At 44.1% G+C, this 16912-nt stretch carries 20 protein-coding genes; 10 read left to right on the forward strand and 10 right to left on the reverse strand.

The window, feature by feature from the left end; genetic code table 11:
* The first annotated feature begins 410 nt into the window (after positions 1 to 410).
* Entirely contained in the window at positions 411 to 1223 is an 813-nt protein-coding gene (locus ACWYVB_RS02025; protein ID WP_457527761.1) for an ABC transporter permease, read from the forward strand.
* A 354-nt stretch (positions 1224 to 1577) separates the two neighbouring features.
* The gene (locus ACWYVB_RS02030; RefSeq protein WP_005378145.1) at positions 1578 to 1715 is read left to right on the forward strand and encodes a hypothetical protein; all 138 of its coding nucleotides are present in this window, start codon (positions 1578 to 1580) and stop codon (positions 1713 to 1715) included.
* Positions 1716 to 1798: 83 nt separating this feature from the next.
* Here ACWYVB_RS02030 and focA read toward each other — a convergent pair whose 3' ends face one another.
* Positions 1799 to 2659: a formate transporter FocA gene (gene focA, locus ACWYVB_RS02035; protein ID WP_005393324.1), complete on the reverse strand. Its 861-nt coding sequence runs from the start codon at positions 2657 to 2659 to the stop codon at positions 1799 to 1801.
* Positions 2660 to 2958: 299 nt separating this feature from the next.
* On the opposite strand from focA, the gene ACWYVB_RS02040 reads away from it, so the two are divergent.
* Positions 2959 to 3192 (forward strand): TIGR02647 family protein, encoded by a 234-nt coding sequence (locus ACWYVB_RS02040; protein ID WP_005378148.1) that lies wholly within the window; start codon positions 2959 to 2961, stop codon positions 3190 to 3192.
* A gap of 35 nt (positions 3193 to 3227) precedes the next feature.
* Here ACWYVB_RS02040 and ACWYVB_RS02045 read toward each other — a convergent pair whose 3' ends face one another.
* Positions 3228 to 3686, reverse strand: coding sequence for a PACE efflux transporter (locus tag ACWYVB_RS02045; RefSeq protein ID WP_005390910.1), 459 nt, complete (start codon positions 3684 to 3686; stop codon positions 3228 to 3230).
* An 89-nt stretch (positions 3687 to 3775) separates the two neighbouring features.
* On the opposite strand from ACWYVB_RS02045, the gene ACWYVB_RS02050 reads away from it, so the two are divergent.
* Genes ACWYVB_RS02050 through ACWYVB_RS02060 form a run of 3 tightly spaced genes read left to right on the forward strand, consistent with a single transcriptional unit; the run spans position 3776 to position 6139 of the window.
* Positions 3776 to 4654: a LysR family transcriptional regulator gene (locus ACWYVB_RS02050; RefSeq protein ID WP_005390908.1), complete on the forward strand. Its 879-nt coding sequence runs from the start codon at positions 3776 to 3778 to the stop codon at positions 4652 to 4654.
* A gap of 22 nt (positions 4655 to 4676) precedes the next feature.
* Positions 4677 to 5504 (forward strand): NAD-dependent epimerase/dehydratase family protein, encoded by an 828-nt coding sequence (locus ACWYVB_RS02055; protein ID WP_161445668.1) that lies wholly within the window; start codon positions 4677 to 4679, stop codon positions 5502 to 5504.
* The gene (locus tag ACWYVB_RS02060; protein WP_301613097.1) at positions 5501 to 6139 is read left to right on the forward strand and encodes a YdcF family protein; all 639 of its coding nucleotides are present in this window, start codon (positions 5501 to 5503) and stop codon (positions 6137 to 6139) included. Before ACWYVB_RS02055 ends, ACWYVB_RS02060 begins: the two co-directional genes overlap by 4 nt.
* 62 nt (positions 6140 to 6201) lie before the next feature.
* On the opposite strand, the gene ACWYVB_RS02065 is transcribed toward ACWYVB_RS02060, so the two are convergent.
* Together ACWYVB_RS02065 and cysS are read right to left on the reverse strand one after the other, a co-directional pair.
* Positions 6202 to 6780 (reverse strand): thymidine kinase, encoded by a 579-nt coding sequence (locus ACWYVB_RS02065; RefSeq protein ID WP_005378154.1) that lies wholly within the window; start codon positions 6778 to 6780, stop codon positions 6202 to 6204.
* Between the two features lie 87 nt (positions 6781 to 6867).
* Positions 6868 to 8250, reverse strand: coding sequence for a cysteine--tRNA ligase (gene cysS / locus ACWYVB_RS02070; RefSeq protein ID WP_005390902.1), 1383 nt, complete (start codon positions 8248 to 8250; stop codon positions 6868 to 6870).
* Between the two features lie 203 nt (positions 8251 to 8453).
* Here cysS and ACWYVB_RS02075 point away from each other — a divergent pair, with 203 nt between their 5' ends.
* From ACWYVB_RS02075 to ACWYVB_RS02090, 4 genes are all read left to right on the forward strand, one after another.
* Positions 8454 to 8948, forward strand: a complete 495-nt coding sequence (locus ACWYVB_RS02075) for a peptidylprolyl isomerase (RefSeq protein WP_005390900.1) — start codon at positions 8454 to 8456, stop codon at positions 8946 to 8948.
* 60 nt (positions 8949 to 9008) lie between these two features.
* Positions 9009 to 9746, forward strand: a complete 738-nt coding sequence (gene lpxH, locus ACWYVB_RS02080; RefSeq protein ID WP_006743038.1) for a UDP-2,3-diacylglucosamine diphosphatase — start codon at positions 9009 to 9011, stop codon at positions 9744 to 9746.
* A gap of 98 nt (positions 9747 to 9844) precedes the next feature.
* Entirely contained in the window at positions 9845 to 11059 is a 1215-nt protein-coding gene (locus tag ACWYVB_RS02085; RefSeq protein WP_005378158.1) for an EAL and HDOD domain-containing protein, read from the forward strand.
* Between the two features lie 80 nt (positions 11060 to 11139).
* The gene (locus ACWYVB_RS02090) at positions 11140 to 11655 is read left to right on the forward strand and encodes a YchJ family protein (RefSeq protein ID WP_193448130.1); all 516 of its coding nucleotides are present in this window, start codon (positions 11140 to 11142) and stop codon (positions 11653 to 11655) included.
* A 283-nt stretch (positions 11656 to 11938) separates the two neighbouring features.
* Here the strand turns inward: ACWYVB_RS02090 and hisIE are convergent, their stop codons facing one another.
* From hisIE to hisC, 6 genes are all read right to left on the reverse strand, one after another.
* Entirely contained in the window at positions 11939 to 12574 is a 636-nt protein-coding gene (hisIE, locus tag ACWYVB_RS02095; RefSeq protein WP_005533681.1) for a bifunctional phosphoribosyl-AMP cyclohydrolase/phosphoribosyl-ATP diphosphatase HisIE, read from the reverse strand.
* Entirely contained in the window at positions 12571 to 13344 is a 774-nt protein-coding gene (gene hisF / locus ACWYVB_RS02100) for an imidazole glycerol phosphate synthase subunit HisF (protein WP_004749837.1), read from the reverse strand. The genes hisIE and hisF overlap by 4 nt, the downstream gene beginning before the upstream one ends.
* Complete coding sequence (hisA, locus tag ACWYVB_RS02105; RefSeq protein WP_047008597.1) at positions 13326 to 14063, reverse strand: 1-(5-phosphoribosyl)-5-[(5-phosphoribosylamino)methylideneamino]imidazole-4-carboxamide isomerase; 738 nt, start codon at positions 14061 to 14063, stop codon at positions 13326 to 13328. The genes hisF and hisA overlap by 19 nt, the downstream gene beginning before the upstream one ends.
* A 12-nt stretch (positions 14064 to 14075) precedes the next feature.
* On the reverse strand, positions 14076 to 14690 hold the full coding sequence (hisH, locus tag ACWYVB_RS02110) for an imidazole glycerol phosphate synthase subunit HisH (RefSeq protein WP_047008596.1): 615 nt from the start codon (positions 14688 to 14690) through the stop codon (positions 14076 to 14078).
* Between the two features lie 26 nt (positions 14691 to 14716).
* A complete protein-coding gene (hisB, locus tag ACWYVB_RS02115; protein WP_457527767.1) occupies positions 14717 to 15790 on the reverse strand; it encodes a bifunctional histidinol-phosphatase/imidazoleglycerol-phosphate dehydratase HisB in 1074 nt (357 codons plus the stop codon).
* A gap of 65 nt (positions 15791 to 15855) precedes the next feature.
* On the reverse strand, positions 15856 to 16896 hold the full coding sequence (gene hisC / locus ACWYVB_RS02120; RefSeq protein WP_114322490.1) for a histidinol-phosphate transaminase: 1041 nt from the start codon (positions 16894 to 16896) through the stop codon (positions 15856 to 15858).
* Positions 16897 to 16912: the final 16 nt, after the last annotated feature.

Here is a 16912-nt window from a genome sequence, read left to right on the forward strand (position 1 = left end):
TAAGTTTTTTACAATCTCTAATGGAAAATGTTAGACCATACTAATAGTAAGGTTCAATCAAATAAGAGCTCTCAGACCTTGTAATTCAACACTTTTTTGAGCTCATCCAGAGATGTGATTGATTGATGTTATTTATTAAAAAACATGAACAGATGTGACAAAATAAGTCTTTTAACTAATTGTTAAAACGACAACATTTACCAAACATAAGTTACATTTGGATAGTAATTAACGGGTCATAAATTGGCTTAAAAACCCGTCAAAAGATAATCAGTTGTGAATAAAATGATGCGAAATAATGACAAGAATAGCGCTAAAGGTTTACGTTGAGAACATCAAAAAATGCACATTGATGTTCATATAAAGGAGGAGCTTAGTTACAATTATTCGCGGATTTTCGAGGAGCGATTATGGATAGCGTGGTGGATATAAGTTGGACCAAACTGGCATTGTTTGGTCTGATTTTGTTGGTTCCCTTCTTTATTAATGCCCGCTACAAATTAGGGATTGCGAAAGACACAATAATTAGTGTTATTCGTATGACACTTCAGCTCATATTGATTGGCGTGTATTTAGAATATCTTTTTCAATTAAACAGCTTACTTGTCAATATACTTTGGCTTGCCATCATGTTACTGATTGGTGCAAGCTCAATTGCAGGAAAAGCTCGCCTGCCTAAAAAGCCACTTATGCTTCCTCTTCTTACAGGCTTAACCTGTGGTCTAATTCCACTTCTTATAGCGATTACCGCAGGCCTAGTGCAGCCATCCCCTATTTACAACGCCCAGTACATGATCCCACTTGCGGGCATGCTATTGGGTAACAGCTTAAGTAGTAACATCATCGCACTGCAGAATTTATTTACGGCTTTTGAACAGAGACAATCAGAATACGAGGCTGCTATCTCACTTGGTGCCTCTCCTCGTTATGCATCATTCCCCTTCATTCAAGAGGCCCTTAGAAAGTCACTTGCTCCAACTTTAGCCTCTATGGCCACTACAGGGCTGGTTACCTTGCCAGGCATGATGACTGGTCAAATTCTAGGTGGCGCAAGCCCGATGGTTGCAATTAAATATCAGTTGGTGATTATGCTGGCTATTCTCGTCATGTTGAGTACCTCCGTCGCTATTACGCTGGAGATGACACTGAGCTGGGTACAAACGAAAGAAGGCCGGATCAAAATAAAAATCCAACAATCAGAACCTACCAAAACTCATAGATAGTTTAAGCGTGTGAACAAAGCCAGTGAAAGGGCTTGTATTATCAAGTCAAACGCACTTTTAACTGAATAACTCATTCATTCTTTCAACATTCATCAAGACGCTTTCTGGAGAAAAGTCAGACAGAATTCTCTCGAGTATAAGCCTCTAATTTTATGAAATTTTCTCTGCAAGTTTAGATACGCACGGCCTTTGAGACAGGTTATCCACAGAAAATGTGGATAAACACCCTAAACCCATACGCAACCAGAAACATAGCAGCATAAGTGATCAATCTAATCGTCATGCTTTGATCACTTGCCTGACATATTCTAATTTTAGAGTAAAGATAGTGACCACAAACTTGGAGAGACGTACATGGATGTCTTAATGATCAAAGAAAATTACGATGAACTCCTATCCGATGCACCTCTGGACTGGCTCGTTCAAGAACCAAAGGAAGTGACTTCTCATTGGCTCCCAACCGATTTTGGCATCAATGAAGAGCTGATTTAACTCACTCGATTTGTGTGAAACTTATCGACACGAATAAAAGAAAGGCGAACCATTTGGCTCGCCTTTCTTTTATTCTTTTAGATTTATCGTAAATGCTTGTCTTCATCACGTAGATAAATCATCCAATACCACATACCAACGAATACACCGCCACCAATGATGTTCCCTATCGTTACAGGGATAAGGTTATTTACGATGAACCCCATCATGTTTAAGTCCGCATAGTTTGCAATATCCGCCCCTGTCATTTGCCAAAATGCTTCCGGTGCAAAATATTTGATTCCAATCGCCATGGGTACTTGGAACATGTTCGCAATACAGTGCTCGAAACCTGCCGACACGAACATAGCTACTGGCAGAATCATGACCGCTATTTTGTCAGTTAATGTACGTCCACTAAACGTCATCCAAACAGCAATACACACCAGCACGTTACACATGATGCCAAGCGCAACAGCAGCAAAGAAACCATGGTGCAATTTGTGTTGAGATATCGCCATCGCGTTGAGGCCAACTTGGCCGTGATCAAACATATACTGCTTGGTGACCAACATGCATGCTACCAACAAAAGAGCACCAACCATGTTGCCGAAATAAACCACAAACCAGTTTTTGATGAGCGCTTGCCACGAGATCTTTCCACTGGCTCGCGCTACCAATGTTAATACCGAGCTAGTGAAAAGCTCACCACCTGTAACGACAACAAGAATCAAACCAAGGCTGAAGGCTAGGCCACCGATTAGCCTGGTAATACCCCATGGAAGGTCGCCTGCACCGGTTGTCACCGTGGTGTAAAAGATGAACGCAATACCAATATGAAGTCCGGCAGAAATTGCCAATAAAAAAGATTTGATCGGTGCTTTAGTTGCTTTACCTACCCCCACTTCAGCCGCGCGTTCCGCAGCCTGAGGCGGTAATAATGAGTCAAACTGATTGAAGTTCATTGTGGTGTAACATTTAGAAACAATTAAAGAGGCGCGGATAATCGCTCCATTTCCCTACTTTTTCAAGCGCTATTTAACATGTTTACTAAAAATGTTGTTATCGAGAGATCAACCAATAAAGGTCAACTATCATTAGCAATCGTAACTATCATTGATACTTAACAAGTATTCTGCCTTTCGAACAAAGATCCTGCGTTATATCAGCCTGATAGCGCCATACTTAACACTTCTTATCGTTTAATGTTGCTCAACTCTTCTTTTCAGACTAGCTTGGTAAAAAAAGCGTAAAGGAATCATTTATGAAATATTCAGCTGAACATATCGCCGAATTGAACCTACTTCTTCAGTTCGACTTAAGTAGTGCTGCAACTGGTATTAAAGTTCATACAGACGCGTCAGAAGAAATGCAGGCAGCCGTTGCTCGCCTATACGAGAAGCAACTTTGTACACAGCCTGATGGTGGTTATTTAACAGATGAAGGTATTGAAGTTGCAGAGCATGCGGATAAGATTTTAAGAGTCCTTTCTGTGTAATTTGAACAAAAACGCCACCGAGTTGGTGGCGTTTTTTATTGGTCCCTGCATTTTGTTCCTGCCGAAACCTGAGGCGCTAATCGTTTTTTCATTTTGCTAAATGGCTGAACCTTGTCGTACAACCAATTAAAGCCTGTGGCATAAAATAGGAAGAACACTAGGAAGCCAGCTTCCAACACCAGAGCTTGAAGAAGCGTAATTTCTAAGAACCAAGCAATGACGGGTATAGAGATAAAGATCAACCCTCCCTCGAATCCAATTGTATGCCCAAAACGCATCGCTAAACTTCGCTCAGTTCGATTGCTGCCAAACCACTTATCAAAGTACAAGTTGTAGATGTAATTCCACACGACGGTATACATGCTCAACCCAATCCCAACTAACGCGAGATCACTCGATCCCTTTCCGGTGATCAATGAAGCCGCTGGCACAATGATCGCGAGTGCGATTAACTCAAAAAGTACTGCATGAAAAATTCGTTCGTTACGAGTCATATTTCTCTGTCCAAATAGTTCTACTCAATGCTTAGAATTTTATCTATTATTCAGATAACAAAAAGTTAGATACCATCGGCAAAAGCGATATGTTTACCATCGAACAACTGCAAGCTTTCATTGCTACATCAGAAACCGGATCATTTTCAGGCGCGGCAAGAAAACTGGGGCGAGCTCAATCCGTAGTCAGCCAACACATCATAAATATGGAGGTCGACTGTGGTGTTGATCTATTTGATCGCTCTGGTCGATATCCGAAATTAACCGAGAGTGGCCTCGCGCTCATACCTTATGCACAAGCGGCAATCAGCCAACTAGACCGATTGAACAACAGAGCATCACAGCTTTTTTCAACACCAACTAATAAATTGGTTTTAGCCATTGATGAAGGGATTCCTCTGACTCGCTTGCCCGACGTGCTAAAAAATTTAGAGCAACGCTTTCCACACTTGCAAGTTGAATGCTTAACAGCTTCAAGTCCGGATATCATTGAATTGGTCAAATCGGAGCGCGCCACTACTGGGATTATTTTGAGTGACTTACAAATGCCAAGACATATCGATTTCACTAATCTTGGTAACATTGCGTTCGATGTCTATGTCTCTTCAACACACGCTCTGGCACAGCAACGCGTCACTCACATTGATCAACTCAAACAACATCGTCAACTGGTCATACGCTCCAAAAACGCAGAGCCATGTGGTCTCAATCAAGCATTCAGCCCGGATATCTGGTACGCTGATAACTACTATATTTTGTTGGAATTAGCGAATAAAGGGTTTGGTTGGTGCTTTCTTCCAGAGCATTTAGTCGCGTATTCACCGAACACACTGAAAAGAGTTGGGGATGATTTCACAAAGCTGGCTTGGCAAGTCAATGTTGACCTTATTCAACATCAGAAATGGCATTCAGATCCCCTCCATCAACAAGCCAAAGCAGAGCTGCTCAATCTATTCGAGCAGACATAAATAAGTAAGTAGGAAGACCCAAATGGCAAATACATTGATCGTAGGTGCAGGCTGGCTCGGAACTCCGCTAGCAGAAACTTTGATGAAAGACGGACACCACGTTGTCGTTACTCGTCGTAACCAAGCTCGGTTAAACGAGTTACCCGCTTCATTGACTCACTCCGCATTATTCGATTTTAATCAACTTAACGCGGCGAAACGGCTAGATGAGTTGCTTAAGCAACATCAAATTACTCACGTTGTCGGTGCTTTTCCCCCTGGTTTTCGTAAAGGACGCGGACAAGAATACGCCCAACAATGGCAAATGCTCGCCAACGCAGCAAAGCAAAACAACGTTGAAAAGCTCGTTATGATTAGCTCTACAACGGTGTATCCCAACCTAGCTTCTGATATGGAAGAAGCAGATGCGTCACTCTCTTTAGCAGCCGACAGCCCTTATTTCTCTGACAATGCACGTATTATGCTACAAGCCGAGCAGCATGTTATCGACTCTAATATTAGCTTCGTCATTATGCGTTGTAGCGGGCTAATTGGGCCAGATAGGCACCCTTCTCGCTTTGCTATGAGACTAAAACAAGTCAGTCGTAAAGCGCCTGCTAATATGCTTCATCAAGATGATGCGGTATCGGCGGTCAAATTTGCTTTAGATAATTTAAGCAACCAAGTTATTAACGTGACCACACCACATACCGTCAGCAAGGCGGAGTTCTACCAAGCCGCTATAAATAAGAGCGAAAGTGAGATACCTCTTCCACCAGTCACAGAACAAACAGATAAGCGCATTCTCGCAGACAAACTACTCTCACTTGGCTATCAATTTCATTTCAACTCAACTTTGGACGCGCTATGAAACTCTATCGACACATAGAAACACTTTGGGATTACATGCAACTCAAACATGAGCTGAAACCCGCAGACTGTTTATTTGTGATGTGCAGTAACGATGTGCGTGTAGCAGAGCATGCAGCAAATCTGTACCACCAGAAGTTAGCGCCTTTGATTGTATTTTCAGGGGGAGAAGGTCGTTTTACCGATGGACTGTTTGAAAAAAGCGAAGCGGAAACTTTTGCCGAGATTGCCAAGATGTCAGGTGTGCCAAGTGAAGCAATTTTGCTCGAAACTGAATCCACCAACAGTGGCGAAAACGTTCGCTTTACTGAGCAACGATTGAAAGAAGAAGGAAAACATTGCTCATCGTTTATTCTGGTACAAAAACCATTTATGGAACGCAGAGCTATAGCGACATTTGAAAAACAGTGGCAGTCACCCTACTCCCAGCTCCAGGTAAGCTCTACGGCTCATCCGTTTTTTGAATATATTAATGAAGACATGCCATTAATGATGGTGCTAGAAGCACTAATGGAAGATTTCTCTCGCGTAAAAAGCTATCCAGAGAAAGGGTTTCAAACCGAGCAAAACATCCCTCCGCAGGTAGAATCATCTTATCAGTTTTTGCTAGAGAGATTTGGTTTTGACTTAGTCTAAAGCCCTTTCTAGCAGACAACAAAAAGCCACCGATTACGGTGGCTTTTCTGTATTAATACGGATTATTTACCGAGTGCTTCTTTGTAATGCTGACGGCACACGGAGACATATTTGTCGTTACCGCCGATCGCAACTTGATCGCCCTCTTTAATCGCCACGCCATGTTCATCGGTACGAATAACCATATTCGCTTTGCGACCGCAGTGGCAGATCGTTTTGAGCTCAACCAACTTGTCTGCCCAAGATAACAGGTACTTACTGCCTTCAAAAAGTTCGCCTAGAAAATCGGTGCGAAGGCCGTAACACAATACTGGAATATGCAGTTTATCAACAACTTCAGTGAGTTGGTAAACCTGCTCTTTCGACAAGAACTGACACTCATCAACAAGAATACAGTGACGTTTCTCAACTTCATTCAGAGCTGCGATCTCTTGATATAAATTGGTATCCTGACGAAACAAGTGTGCGTCAGATTGAAGACCAATACGAGAGCTCACTTTACCGACACCAAAGCGATCATCTAGTGCAGCCGTAAAAATAACTGGCGTCATGCCGCGTTCTTGATAGTTGAAAGAGGATTGAAGAAGCGTTGTTGATTTACCCGCATTCATTGCTGAGTAATAGAAATACATCTGAGCCACAGAGCATTACCTAAAGTTAAAGTTTTAATTTATGGAAATGGAAAATAAAAGGGCTGAATTATCAGCCCTTTAAAATTGAAAGTTCAATTACTTACGACGCCACGTTGTGCCTTCTGGACCATCTTCCAGAACAATGCCCATTTCGGTTAGCTTGTCACGAGCCATATCTGCATTCGCCCAATCTTTCGCAGCGCGAGAGTCGTTACGCAGCTTGATAAGAGCTTCGATTTCAGCCACTTCATCATCGTTACCTGCATCACCTTTTAGGAAGGCTTCTGGATCTTGGTGAAGAATACCGATCACATCTGCTAGTTCACGCATTAGCGCACCTAGCTCGCTCGCTTTCTCTAGGTTTTCTGTTTTCAGACGGTTAACTTCGCGCGCCATGTCGAACAGAACTGAGTACGCTTCTGGCGTATTGAAGTCATCGTTCATCGCTGCTGTAAAGCGAGATACATACTCTTCACCACCAGCAGGAGCAGCATTTAGATCCAAACCACGTAGAGAAGTGTATAGACGCTCAAGCGAAGCGCGTGCTTGGTTTAGGTTCTCTTCGCTGTAGTTTAACTGGCTACGGTAGTGACCAGACATAAGGAAGTAACGAACCGTTTCTGCATCGTAGTGACCAAGTACGTCACGGATAGTAAAGAAGTTGCCTAGAGACTTAGACATCTTCTCGCGATCTACCATCACCATGCCACTGTGCATCCAAGTATTTACGTACTTAGTGTCGTGTGCACAGCATGATTGCGCGATTTCGTTTTCGTGGTGTGGGAACTGAAGATCAGAGCCGCCACCGTGAATATCAAAGTGATCGCCTAGGATTGAAGAGTTCATAGCAGAACATTCAATGTGCCAGCCTGGACGACCAGGGCCCCATGGTGATTCCCACGTAGGTTCACCTGGTTTAGACATCTTCCAAAGAACGAAGTCTAGTGGGCTGCGTTTGGCTGTTTCGACATCAACGCGCGCGCCCGCTTGCAGCTGATCCAAATCTTGTTTAGACAGTTTGCCGTATTCGTCAAACTTGCGAACCTCAAACATTACATCGCCATTATCCGCAACGTAAGCAAAACCACGTTCAATCAGTTTTTGAACAAGTTCGATGATTTCTGGAATAAACTGGGTTGCACGAGGCTCAATATCTGGGCGCTTCATGTTTAATGCGTCGAAGTCTGCGTGCATTTCACCGATCAAGCGCTCGGTCAATGAGTCACAAGACTCGCCATTTTCAGCCGCACGTTTAATGATCTTATCATCGATGTCTGTGATGTTGCGTACAAACGTTAGATCGTAACCTAGGTAACGAAGGTAACGTGATACCACATCAAAGGAGACAAAAGTGCGACCGTGACCGATGTGACAGAGATCGTAGATGGTAACTCCACAGACATACATGCCGACTTTGCCAGCTGTAATTGGTTTGAATTCCTCTTTCTGTCTTGTGAGTGTGTTATATATCTTTAACATGATCTCTATCTATGATTGTGAATGAATAAAAGAAGGTCGAGTATATCAACTCCGACCTGGTTAGGTAATAGCAATTAACCGATAAAACGATAATCGGCTAAACTTCAAGCACAAAACGAAGAATTTCCTCTTCCTGAGTTTTTAAAGCACTAGAACTTAGGCTAGAATCTCGGGCTCAACACAACACAGTAAAGGAAAGTAGCATGATCACCCTTCACACTAATTTTGGTGACATCAAGATTCAACTAAACGAAGAGAAAGCGCCAGAGACTAGCGCAAACTTCCTTCAGTACTGCCGCGATGGCTTTTACGACAACACTCTTTTCCACCGTGTTATTGACGGTTTCATGATCCAAGGTGGTGGCATGGAACCTGGTCTACGTGAAAAAGCATCACGTGCACCTATCAAGAACGAAGCAAACAACGGCCTAAGCAACAAAGTGGGTACACTTGCTATGGCGCGTACTATGGAGCCGCATTCAGCAAGCTCTCAGTTCTTTATCAACGTAAACAACAACACATTCCTAGATTTCCGTAGCGAAAGCCTAGATGGTTGGGGTTACTGTGTATTCGGTGAAGTTGTAGAAGGCATGGACATCGTAAATAAGATCAAAGGCGTTAGCACTGGTTCTTACGGCATGCACCAAGACGTACCTCTAGAGGACGTAGTAATCACTGGTACAACAATTGAAGAATAATTCGTAAGAATTATTTCTAAGAGATAAGTTAATGGGGAGGCATCGCTTCCCCTTATTTCCATGACAACATTATTTATTTCCGATCTTCACCTCACCCCATCGCGTCCGGATATTACGGAATGTTTTGTGACGTTCATGCGAACAGAAGCAACGAAAGCCGATGCACTTTATGTATTAGGCGATCTGTTCGAGTTTTGGGTTGGAGACGATGACAAAACTCCTTTTGCCAATCAAATCCGTACAGAGTTCCAGCAACTAACAAAGACTGGCGTTCCTGTTTATTTCATTCAGGGCAATCGCGACTTCCTATTGGGAAAACGCTTCTGTAAAGAGACAGGCATTACATTATTGGATGAAGTTAGCCTCATAGACCTTTATGGTACTAAAGCAGTTATTCTCCACGGTGACACCCTGTGTACTGACGACATTGATTATCAAAAATTCCGTAAGACTGTTCATCAACCTTGGTTGCAATGGCTGTTTAATCACATTCCTTGGTTTATTAAGAAGAAAATTGTCTCAAAAGTTCAATCCGATATTCGTGATGATAAAATGAGCAAGCCTTTAGATATCATGGACGTCAATCAAAATGAAGTCGAGAAAGTGATGTCTCAGAATTGCGTCAACTTAATGATTCATGGTCACACTCATCGCCCGAATACACATTTTTTTGACGTCGATGGCGTTAAAAAGACCCGGATAGTTTTAGGGGATTGGTATACGCAAGGCTCAGTTTTACAAGTAAATTCTGATGGCTTTGACCTACAAACGAGACCATTCATACAGAATTTGCGTTAAGCATGTAGAGCGTGTAGAAGATTCACGCTCAAGTCGTAGATATTTTGTAAAAAATCGCTATTATCATAATACTAAGTTAAACAGAACGAAGTACCTAATTGAAGTATTCTTACGTAGCTCGCCAACCGATTCTGGATAGAGAAAAACGAACCATAGGTTACGAACTTCTCTTTCGAGACGGTCCTAAAAATACCTTCCCTGAAGTAGAACCAGAGCTGGCTACTAGTCGACTGCTATCCGATCATTTTTTGTCGACGCATTACAACACATTAGGGAACAAACTTGGCTTTGTTAACTTTCCGCATCAAAGCTTGGTGAATCTAGTCCCAACTCTGTTTCCCAAAGAGTCTCTCGTCATTGAAGTCCTTGAAGATTGTGAACCGACAGAAGAGCTGCTAGAAGCCATCAAGCACCTTCATGAGTGCGGATACAAAATTGCTTTAGATGATTTTGTGCCGACGAAGGCTTGGAAACGTTTTCTTCCATACGTTTCCATGATCAAGTTTGACATTCGACTCGTACCGATCAAGAAAGCCGCTATTTTTATTCAGGCATTGAGCCCATTTAAAATCGACTTTCTTGCGGAAAAAGTAGAGACCTATGAAGAATTTGAGCAAGCTTTAGAAGCCGGCTTTAACTATTTTCAAGGATATTTTTTCAGCAAGCCTGAGATGATCCAGAAAAAACGGTTGAACCCCGCGTTTCTTACCGTCATACAGCTGTGTAAAGAGATTGCAGATAAGCCCATCGACTTCAATGAGGTTGAACGTCTGTTTTCGATTGATGTGACGCTGTCATACAAGTTGCTTACTTACGTAAATTCAGGATATACATTAACGACTAAGATCAAATCGTTCAGACAGGCACTTATTTATCTGGGTGAAGAGCGACTACGACGCTTTATTTCCTTAGTTGCAATTGCATCCGTTCAAGAGGATAAACCTGACTCTCTTTACTCTTTAGCGATTCAGCGTGCAAGAATGTGTGAACTGTTACTTAGTCAAATGAACACTAGGTATGACCCTGGGCAGGCTTTTTTGACAGGAATGTTTTCTTTACTCGGATCTTTGCTCGATCAACCGCTCTCGGATGTCATTGAAGATATCCCCGTTGACGAAGATATAAAACTCGCATTAACCAGTCGAAAAGGCGTACTTGGCCACTTACTTTCAATGACGATCGCCTACGAACAAGCAGACTGGGAATTAGCTGAGCGGTATTGCACCGTTCTTAAATTAACCGAGCCTCAATTAGCAGACGCTTTTAATCAATCTACCGAGTGGGCTCAAGAACTGCTGTCTCAAACGCCTTAAATCTCTATAATGCCTCACCTCCAGCCTCGCAATTGTGAGGTTGTTTGTTTTTACCGCTTAATTAATCGAGATTTCATTTTATGGCTTCTTCTTGTCCTTGCGGCTCTAACCGCACCTACCAACAGTGTTGTGAAATTGCCCACAATAACCATGCTGACGTTACCACTCCGGAGCAGTTAATGCGCTCTCGTTACAGTGCGCATGTGTTAGGTCTAGTAGATTACGTGGTGAATACCTACCACCCAAGCTGTAATGCAGAAGAACAACGAGAAGGCATTGCCCAATCTATCGACAGCGATTGGTGCAAGCTTGAAGTATTAAAAACAGAAGCTGGCAGTAATGACAATGAAGGCTTTGTCGAGTTTAGCGCTTATTTTGATGAAGACGGCAAACGCTACTGTATGACAGAACGTTCTCGCTTCGTAAAAGAAAATGGGCTTTGGTACTACATTGACGGCACATTTCCTGAAGAAGAGCCAGAAGAAGAACCAGAACAGGATCCACGATTGAGCCAGCCAGTGAGTAGCCTAAAGCTAGGTCGTAACGATCCGTGTATCTGCGGAAGCGGTAAGAAGTTTAAGAAGTGTTGTGGGTAAAGGCATCCACGCTTAGCTTATTGAGCTCGCTTTAATGAGATTCCTGATCTCACCTAAGCTCGTCGGAATAACGTGAATATGTACTTTCGTTTGAAATAGATAACGCGACTTCAAATACCATTAGAAAATATACCGTCATTCTGAACAGCGAGGGACGAGCGTGATTCAGAATCTAATCGCCACCAGCACTGTTGCCGGTTTTTACCCCCGAATCAAGAACACTAAATTAAAAAAAGCCCCTAGACTTGAGAGCATAGGGGCTTTCACTTATCTATAAGCAAGTTTACTTATGACGCTCTTTCAACTTGTTCACTACGTCATTCATCGATAAGCCTTGGTCTTGAAGCAATACCATTAAGTGGTAAATCAAGTCTGCTGATTCACACACTAACTCCGCCTTATCGCCCGACGTCGCCGCAAGCGCGACTTCAACGCCTTCTTCGCCCACTTTTTGCGAAATACGCTTGGTGCCACGGGCATAAAGACTGGCAGTATAAGAGGAATCTGGGTCGGCACTCTTGCGGGCAGCCAGTAGCTGCTCAAGTTGATGAAGCCACACCATTTGTGACTCCTCTTGAGGGTCCACATCCCAGCAAGTTGTATTACCCAAGTGGCACGTAGGACCAATGGGATTCACCTTAACCAGTAGCGTATCGTTGTCGCAATCTAGCTGCATGTTCACTAGTTGCAATACGTTGCCAGAGGTTTCACCTTTCGTCCAAAGACGCTGCTTGGTACGAGAGAAAAACGTCACTTGACCTGTTTCGCCCGTTTTTGCCAACGCATCTTGGTTCATGTAACCCATCATCAGCACTTGGCTTGATTGAAAATCTTGTACGATGGCAGGTACCAGACCATCCACCTTTTCCCAGTTGATTCGCTCAGCTAGCGAACTTACTTCGGCGGCTTTTACACTCATAGTCGTACCTCAATGCCTTGTTGTTTCAAATACTGCTTTAATTCACCAATGTTGATGACTTGTTTGTGGAATACCGATGCGGCAAGCGCGCCATCCACATTGGCTTTTTGGTAGGCTTCTGCGAAGTGCTCCATGGCACCTGCACCACCCGATGCAATCAATGGCACGTTACACACTTCACGCACCATATTCAGTTGTTCGATGTCGTAGCCGTTACGCACACCGTCTTGGTTCATCATGTTAAGTACGATTTCACCAGCGCCGCGTTTTTGTACTTCTTGCACCCAATCACGCGTTTCCCATTGGGTCGCTTTGGTGCGTTCTTCATCACCAGTAAACTGGTAAACCTGATACTTGCCCGTCTCTTTGTCGTAGTATGAATCGATACCAACGACGATACATTGCACACCAAACTTATCAGCAAGGTCAGTAATCAACTGAGGGTTCGCCAAGGCAGGAGAGTTAATAGATACCTTATCTGCACCAAACTCAAGAATGCGCGCTGCGTCCTCTGCTGATTTAATGCCACCAGCGACACAGAACGGAATATCAATCACTTCTGCAACGCGAGCGACCCAACTTTTATCAACGACACGCCCATCACTTGAAGCGGTAATATCGTAGAACACAAGCTCGTCAGCGCCTTCTTCAGCATAACGCTGCGCCAGAGGAACGATGTCACCAATGATTTCGTGGTTGCGGAACTGAACGCCCTTCACCACTTGTCCATCACGAACATCAAGACATGGAATTATTCGCTTTGCCAGCATGCAAATGCCTCCTCTGCTGTGAACTTACCATCTAACAGCGCACGACCAACAATCACGCCAGCCACACCACTGCCTTTTAGTGCTTCGATATCCGCTAATGAGCCAATGCCGCCTGAAGATTGAAACTGCACTTGTGGGTACTGTTTACATAGGTCGACGTAAAGCTCAACGTTTGAGCCCTCTAGCGTACCGTCACGAGAAATGTCCGTGCAAAGCACATGCTGTAGACCTACCGTCAGATAATCGTTGATCAGAGCTTCGATAGTCACGCCTGAATCTTCTTGCCAGCCAGAAATGGCAACTTTGCGCGTGCCGTCTTGATCGATGTTGATGTCTAGTGCGAGAACGATTTTCTCTGCGCCGTATTTTTCCATCCAACCTTTCACAAGCTCTGGCTGTTTTACTGCTGTAGAACCGACTACAACACGCTGCGCACCGGCTTCTAACAGATCAATCACGTCTTGCTCTGTACGCACTCCACCACCGATCTGGATGTTCGCTGGTGTGCTTGCTAGTAGCTTTGCAATCAAACCTAGCTGGCGTGCTGTCGTGTCTTTCGCGCCAGTTAAATCCACCAAGTGCAGCCAGTTAGCACCCGCTTGGTGGTACAAATTGAACTGCTCTGCTGGGTCGACTTTGTACTCGGTTACTTGGCCGTAATCACCTTGATAAAGGCGAACCACCTGTCCTTCAATTAAATCAAGAGCTGGAATAATCACACTAAATCCCTTTTATAATTCTAAGAAGTTTTGAATAAGCTTCGCGCCCGCTTTTGAAGAACGCTCTGGGTGGAATTGCACACCATAATAGTTACCGCTTTGAACCGCAGCAGTGAATGGATTTCCGTAATCACATTCGGCAATGGTGTAGTCTCCAACTGGCATCGCAAAGCTGTGCACAAAATAGAAGTACTCACCCTCTTCAATGCCTTTGAACAACGGATTGCCTGCTTTTGCAGAAACGGTATTCCAACCCATATGCGGCAGCGGCAAGTCTCCAGTTTGTAGCAGCTTCACTTCGCCATCACAAAGTCCGAGACATTCAACTAACTCGTCGGCTTTCTGCCCTTTTTCTTGAGACACTTTGCCCAGCAGTTGCATGCCTAAACAGATACCTAGCAGTGGCTTTTCTACCTGTTTTACTAAGCTGATAAGGTCACGTTCTTCTAGGTTCTTCATCGCTTCACTAGCGGTTCCCACGCCCGGTAGAAATAGCTTGTCAGCCGCCAATACAACTTGTGGATCTTTTGAAATCGTTACGTCATAACCTAGGCGTTCAATAGCAAACTTCACCGAAGAGACGTTGGCACAGCCAGTATCGATAATGACAACTTTCTGTTCTGTCACTGTTTTTCTCCTTGCTAACGTTAGCCTTAAAGTACGCCTTTACTACTCGGTAGCTCAGTGCCTTCTACTTTGATTGCTTGGCGTAACGTTCGACCAAACGCTTTGAACAGGCTCTCAATGATGTGGTGATCATTATCGCCAGCAGAAGAAAGGTGCAGCGTACACGCTAGGGTGTCAGTCAGAGAGCGGAAGAAGTGAACCACCATCTCTGTTGAAAGGTCACCTACTTGCTCACGGCTAAACTGCGCGTCAAACTTAAGGTAAGGACGACCAGATAGGTCCAGTGCACATTGTGCCAAGCACTCATCCATTGGCAGGCTAAAACCAAAGCGACCAATACCACGTTTGTCACCCAGTGCTTCTTTCAACGCTTGACCTAACGCAAGAGCCGTATCTTCTACTGTGTGGTGATCATCAATGTGCAGGTCACCTTCCACTTTGCACACCATTTGGAATCCACCGTGCGTCGCAATTTGATCCAGCATGTGGTCAAAGAAGCCAAGACCTGTAGAGATGTCATTGCCGCCTTGCTCATCAAGATTAACCGCAACTTTGATGTCCGTTTCTTTCGTGGTGCGAACCACTTCAGCTACGCGCGCCTTCACCGTCAGATCTTTTAGGATCTGTTTCCAACCCATGGTTTCTGGGTTGTATTGAATGCCACGAATTGCCATGTTTTCTGCAAGTTGAAGATCGGTTTGACGATCGCCAATCACGACAGAGTTTTGGAAATCAACTTTGCCACCTTGAAGGTACTCTTTCACCATGCCTAGCTTAGGCTTACGGCAAGAGCAGTTATCTTCTTCAAAGTGAGGACAAATCAACACGTCATCGAACTTCACACCTTGAGACTCGAAGATCTCCATCATCATGTTGTGCGGTGCATCAAAATCAGCTTGTGGGTAGCTGCCAGTACCCAAACCATCTTGGTTAGTGACCATCACTAGACGGTATCCAGCATCCTGCAACGACAATAGGCTTGGGATAACAAATGGCTCTAGTTTTAACTTATCCAAGCGGTCAACTTGGAAATCAATCGGTGGCTCAACAATCAGCGTGCCATCTCGGTCGATAAATAGGATTTTTTGTTGCTTGCTCACTCGAACTTCCTTATTACTAATCTTGTTTCGTTCTCGGCATAAACCGAGAACGTTGAGAATTCTATTTATGAATAGTAGTTTCTAATGAAACCCAGTGTCTTTTCACACTCGTCGCGGTTACCAACACTGATACGCACGCAGTTCTCAATTGGCGAGTTACGCAGGATAATGCCAGTATCCCAAGCAGCTTTGAAAAGAGCATCGCCATCTGGGAATTTCACCAATAAGTAGTTACCCCACCCTTCAAAAACCTCCAGACCCGGAATCATCGACAAACCAACTTGTAAGTAAGCTCGGTTCGCGTTCAAATCGAGAACTTGGAACTTCGCTCGCGCTAAACCTGCTTCAGAGAGCGCTTGAGTAGCAATTTCAGCAACTGGCACCGGTACTGGATATGGCGCGATCACTTTAAGAAGGACATTAATCAGTTCTTCGTTTGCTAGCGTAAATCCGCAACGAAGACCAGCAAGCGCGAAAGCTTTCGACAGAGTACGCAGAATCGCTAGATTTGGATATTCTGCCAGTAAATCTACTGTTGACGCTTCTGGACAAAAATCGATGTACGCTTCGTCCATGACCACGATTGCGCGGTCTTTTGTCATCTCAAGCAGAGAGACAATATCGTCACGCTTAACTAAGTTACCCGTTGGGTTGTTTGGCGAGCATACGAAAACCAGTTTTACGTTATCCAGACTCGCTTCGATACCTGCGAGGTCTAGTTGCCAATCTGACATTAGCGGCACCGTTTTGCGCTCTACACCGATGGTTTCTGCACTGATGGCGTACATACCGTAAGTCGGTGGGCAGTATAAAATCGCGTCTTCACCCGGTTCACAGAAAGCACGAATCAATAACTCAATACCTTCATCTGCACCGCGAGAAGTCAGCGTTTGTTCTGGCTTCACTCCAGCATATGCGGCGTAAGCAGAAATCAGTTCTTTCGGCTGGCATTCGCTGTAACGATTAAGACGAGCAAAGTCTGTTTTGTATTCATTGTTGAATGGCGATTCGTTGGCGTTCAGCCATACGTCACCTGTACCACCAATTCGGCGAGCCGAAAGATAAGGTGTTAGTTGTTGGACTTGTTTACGCGCTAGCTTTTCCATCTCTTTACTCTCTTAT

It is taken from the genome of Vibrio sp. JZG10 (assembly GCF_054064075.1).